This window comes from Methylobacter sp. (assembly GCF_023227905.1).
Classification (GTDB): Bacteria; Pseudomonadota; Gammaproteobacteria; order Methylococcales; family Methylomonadaceae; genus Methylobacter_A.
Genome location: NZ_JALOCF010000100.1, coordinates 1 through 4,756 on the forward strand (window position 1 = coordinate 1; position 4,756 = coordinate 4,756).

5 protein-coding genes and 1 pseudogene are annotated in these 4,756 nt (G+C 50.5%); 3 read left to right on the plus strand and 3 right to left on the minus strand.

Features of this window, described 5'->3' with window-relative positions:
* Positions 1 to 1,035, plus strand: a pseudogene (locus M0R47_RS21210) (aconitate hydratase); the annotation flags it as partial.
* Here M0R47_RS21210 and M0R47_RS21215 read toward each other — a convergent pair.
* Positions 1,036 to 1,407 (minus strand): thiol-disulfide oxidoreductase DCC family protein, encoded by a 372-nt coding sequence (locus tag M0R47_RS21215; protein WP_292558352.1) that lies wholly within the window; start codon positions 1,405 to 1,407, stop codon positions 1,036 to 1,038.
* Between the two features lie 90 nt (positions 1,408 to 1,497).
* Between M0R47_RS21215 and M0R47_RS21220 the strand changes: the two genes are divergently transcribed.
* Complete coding sequence (locus M0R47_RS21220) at positions 1,498 to 2,274, plus strand: M90 family metallopeptidase (RefSeq protein WP_292558353.1); 777 nt, start codon at positions 1,498 to 1,500, stop codon at positions 2,272 to 2,274.
* 170 nt (positions 2,275 to 2,444) lie between these two features.
* Positions 2,445 to 3,311, plus strand: coding sequence for an arginase (locus M0R47_RS21225; RefSeq protein ID WP_292558354.1), 867 nt, complete (start codon positions 2,445 to 2,447; stop codon positions 3,309 to 3,311).
* On the opposite strand, the gene M0R47_RS21230 is transcribed toward M0R47_RS21225, so the two are convergent.
* Together M0R47_RS21230 and M0R47_RS21235 are read right to left on the minus strand one after the other, a co-directional pair.
* The gene (locus M0R47_RS21230; RefSeq protein ID WP_292558355.1) at positions 3,306 to 3,644 is read right to left on the minus strand and encodes a 4a-hydroxytetrahydrobiopterin dehydratase; all 339 of its coding nucleotides are present in this window, start codon (positions 3,642 to 3,644) and stop codon (positions 3,306 to 3,308) included. The two genes, M0R47_RS21225 and M0R47_RS21230, sit on opposite strands and share 6 nt — an antisense overlap.
* 263 nt (positions 3,645 to 3,907) lie before the next feature.
* The coding region (locus M0R47_RS21235) for an ornithine cyclodeaminase (protein ID WP_292558356.1) at positions 3,908 to 4,756 on the minus strand (849 nt) is incomplete at its 5' end.

Consider the following 4,756-nt stretch of genomic DNA (forward strand, 5'->3'; position numbering starts at 1 on the left):
CTCGCCTCTCCGCCGCTGGTCGTTGCCTATGCGCTGGCGGGATCGACGGCGCTGGACATCACCCGCGAACCGCTAGGCGAAGATCAAGACGGCAAGCCGGTCTATCTAAAAGACATCTGGCCTGCGCCTTGGGAAGTGGCCGAAGCCATCAGGCAGTTTGTGACGCCGGAGATGTTCCGGGAACGTTATGCGGATGTTTTCACCGGCACCGAAGCATGGCAGAACATTGAAGTCACCGGAACCGAGCTGTATGCCTGGGACGAAAGTTCGACCTATATCAGAAAGCCGCCGTTCTTCGAAGGCTTGACGACAGGACGGCAGCAGATACATGCGCTTACCGGCATGCGGGTACTGGCGCTGTTCGGCGATTCCGTGACTACCGATCATATTTCACCGGCCGGTCAAATCGCCCCGAACTCTCCGGCGGCGCAATACCTTTTGTCTAAAGGCATAGAACAAAAAGACTGGAACAGTTACGGTTCGCGCCGGGGCAACGATCAGGTTATGACGCGGGGCACTTTTGCCAATATTCGCATCCGCAACCTGCTGGTGCCCGGTGTTGAAGGCAACGTTACGCTTTATCATCCCACCGGCGAACGGATGACGTTTTTCGACGCGGCGATGAGATATAAGGATGCAGGCATATCGCTATGCATTCTTGCCGGCAAGGAATACGGCTCCGGCTCGTCCCGCGACTGGGCGGCGAAAGGCCCGTTCATGCAAGGCGTAAAAGCGGTGATTGCGGAAAGTTACGAACGGATTCATCGCAGCAACCTGATCGGCATGGGCATTCTGCCGTTGCAGTTTATCGACGGGGAATCGGCTAAAAGCCTGAAGTTAACGGGAGCGGAAACCTTTGCTATCGATATTTCCGATGCCATGGTACCGCAACAGGAACTCAACGTTTCAGCCAAAGCCCCTGACGGAACCGTCACGAATTTTAAAGCCCTAAGCCGCATCGATACGCCGATAGAAATCCAATATTACCGGGATGGAGGCATTCTACGCACGGTTTTACAAAAATTGCTGGATTGATCATAACCGCCCACTACGCCGCAGCCTTCGGTTAACCTGCCAGTGATAGATTTTTGCAAGCAACGGACGAATCAGCGGCAAGCCGATCAGCCAGGCCAGAGGCTTCAGCACAGGCACTTTGCTCATCAGCAGGATATAGGCATCCATTTCGGACAAAATCCGCTGATTTTCATCCTGGACATGCAGTTCGGACAGCGCCTTGCGAGGATCGATACCAATCTGGCGCAGCTGCTGTTCCCGGCCGGTGATATCGATCCAGCAGACATCTTCGCCCGCCTTGCCGGCGAGTTTTTCATAGGTCGCCCTGTCTTTAATGCATTTGGGACAGGCGCCGTCGTAATAAACCTTAATCTTGGTTTCATTCTGGCTCATATCGATTGTCTCCTATCGGCGAATGTGAAAATTGCAGGTTTCCGGTATTATCAATAACCCGAAATCTATACCCCCGGAATTTGCCCTGCAATGAATATTTTTAAACGCGCACGTACGCTCTACATTCTGCATCGTCATGCTATTGACCATGATCTCTGGGCGAAAATTACCGAAAAATTGACCCTGTTGCAGGGAATGACGGCGGTTGAGAAAGCGCACTTACGAGAACTGAGCACTCTATTTCTGTATGAAAAAGAGTTCTTCGGCGCTCAGGAACTTCTGCTCACTGACGCGATGTGTTTGACAATCGCCATCCAAGCCTGCCTTCCAGCTCTTGGGCTTGGCCTTGGGACTGGCTGTCTGTCAGGCTGGACCCAAATTATCGTCTATCCGGGTGCGTTTCGGATAAGCAGAGACGATACGGATGCAGCGGGTGTTGTGCATCATCAGGAACAGGCGCTGATCGGAGAATCCTGGTCTCGGGGTCCGCTTATTTTGTCATGGGATGATGTGGAGCGGGATATGCAGGAGCAACAGTCCGGCCACAATGTCGTAATTCATGAAATCGCCCATAAGCTGGATATGCTAAACGGTAGCGCCAATGGCTACCCGCCTCTGCATTACCGGATGGATGTTACGCAGTGGGCGGCAACGTTGAGCGCTGCTTATCAAGCATTGGTTCAACAAGTCGAGCATCGCCATCGCCCTTGGATTGATCCTTATGCCGCAACCAACCCGGCGGAGTTTTTTGCGGTCATCAGCGAATGTTTCTTTTGTGCGCCTGAAACTCTGCATGCGCACTATGCCGATGTTTACCAGCAGCTTAAGCTTTATTATCGGCAAGACCCATTGCGGCGTATCTGTTAGCGATAGGGGCCGTGCATGCAGACGATTTCAAGATAATCGCAACTCCAGGAAAACGCGTCTTTTCTTTGTTCATGCGCGTCCTAAACAATGCTCACCCAACATTTACGGATGCCGCGGATTGAGTTACGCTCCGCTATGTCACCTCACCGACCGGTTTAGGTATTTCTATTATGGCTACTATACAAACATTAGGCGTGGCATCGTGCCTGGGCGGGCCGATGCGTTTATGCGGTTATGCGGCAGAAATGCTGCATGATGAATTTGACCGGCAAAGACCTGGACAACAGCGCCTGCAACTCCAGTGGCATATGGTTCATCCTGAAGATCACGGAACAAAAGAAGAGAAATTATCCCGGCTTAATCAATCGATCAGCCGTTTCACCCAAAACTGGACAGAGCAAAAACAAACTTTTCTGGTTATCGGCGGCGATCATTCCTGTGCGCTGGGAACCTGGGGCGGCGTGATAAACGGGTTGCAGCAGCCCGATAAACTCGGCCTGATCTGGCTGGATGCGCATATGGACGCGCACACCTTTGCTACGTCGCATTCCGGCAATATTCATGGCATGCCGGTGGCTGCGCTGCTTGGCAAAGCGGATAAAAAACTGGCGGCGATGTATCCCGGCCAGGGTTTTATCAAGCCGGAGAACTTCATTATGATTGGCATCCGAAGCTATGAAGTTGAAGAATACCAACTGTTGAAACAAGCAGCGGTAGAGATTGTTTTTGCCGACCGGATTAATGGGCTAAGCCAGGCGTTAATTAAAGCCATCGATAAACTCAGCCGGTCTTGCGAGGTTATCGGCATCAGCCTTGATTTGGATTTTATCGATCCTGACGATGCGCCCGGCGTGGAAACACCGGCTCAGGGCGGCATTAAAGCCGAAGAATTGCTAGCAGCACTATCAGTGATTAACCGGCATCCGCTTATATGCGGCCTGGAAATCAGCGAATTCAATCCTGAAAATGACTTTGAAAATAAAACCGTGCGCCTGATGAAAGAGATTGTTGAAACATTCTACGGCGAGAACTCATAGCAAGGCGTCGGTCTTGGCCGCCATAATGAAATCATTAGCATGCAAGCCTTTTATCTTGTGAGACCACCAGGTTACGGTTACCCTGCCCCACTCGGTTAAAATGGACGGATGATGGTTTTCTTGTTCGCATAGCACCCCGACTTTATCGGTAAACAACAACGCATCTTCAAAATCATTGAACTTGAAAGTCTTTTGCAAGCGCTTGATACCGTCTATTTCAACAATCTCCCAGCCTTTTAATTGCGGCATATATTCGTCAATTTCTTCCTGAGTAGCCAGCGGCGCGCCCATTCTGCAAACTTCGCAGGTTTTACGAGTCAGGTCATCAGTCATAGATATTCTCCATTTTGAATCTGCGTAAAACTTGATTGTTACTCAGAATAGAAAAACCAGCAGCTTGAATCAATAGGTAATATCACCAAGCAAATAGTTATCCAGCGCCATAAGTGGGTAACTTTCGAATCAAGCCGGACGGGGCCTGTTGCTCCATTCAAAACATCCCGGCTGTCAGTTAGACCTTCCACCTGGAACTGTCGGAATGACGATGAGCGCGGAACGATGAATCCAAATTTAGGGAAGCTACTGCCGACCCTATTTTAACAACGCAACAAACCAAACAGGTTTTTAGGATTATTAAGTTCGGGTATTAACTCTAACTCTGTACCCAACTGATGTTTTTCTGCCAAGTCATAGACCACCCGAAGTATGGAATAATCTTCCAACGCAAAACCGACCGAATCGAACAGCGTAACCTCCTGATCATTCTGTCTTCCGGGCTTATGCTTGCAAACCAGTTGCCATAGTTCGGCATAGACAATACTGGCTTCGCATTGCTGCACCTCCCCTTCCAGCAAGCTTTGCAGTTTGTATTCGACCACCAGTTTGACTTGCTCCAGCAACTCTGCGGGTAACTCGGTTTTGCCCGGACTATCGCCGCCCATGGCATAGATGTAGGCGCCCGGCGCAATATCTTCAAAGCTAAACAGGGACTGCCGTTTTTTAGCGGCTGTTGCTGTTATTACAATATCGGCACCGCGTACGGCCTCGATTATGTTGTCGCAAGCCGTTAACCTGAACTTTTGCCAGGCCAGGTTTTCCGAGAATTTGGCCATTGCCATTCGATCAGTATCAAAAAAACGGACTTCTTCCAACTGGAAAAAACCGGCGAATGCCAACACCTGAAATTCCGCCTGCGCTCCGGTGCCGATGATAGCCAGCGATTTTGAATTTTCACGAGCCAGGTATTTTGCGGCCAACACACCGGCCGCCGCTGTCCTGAACGCGGTTAATAAGGTCATTTCGCTGAGCATTAGCGGGTAACCGTTAGCCGCATCGCTTAAAGCGCCTATCGCGACAACGCTGAGTTTGCCTTTAAGCGGATTGCCGGGATAGCCGTTAACATATTTGAATGCATATAGTTGCTCGTCTGAACACGGCATCAATTC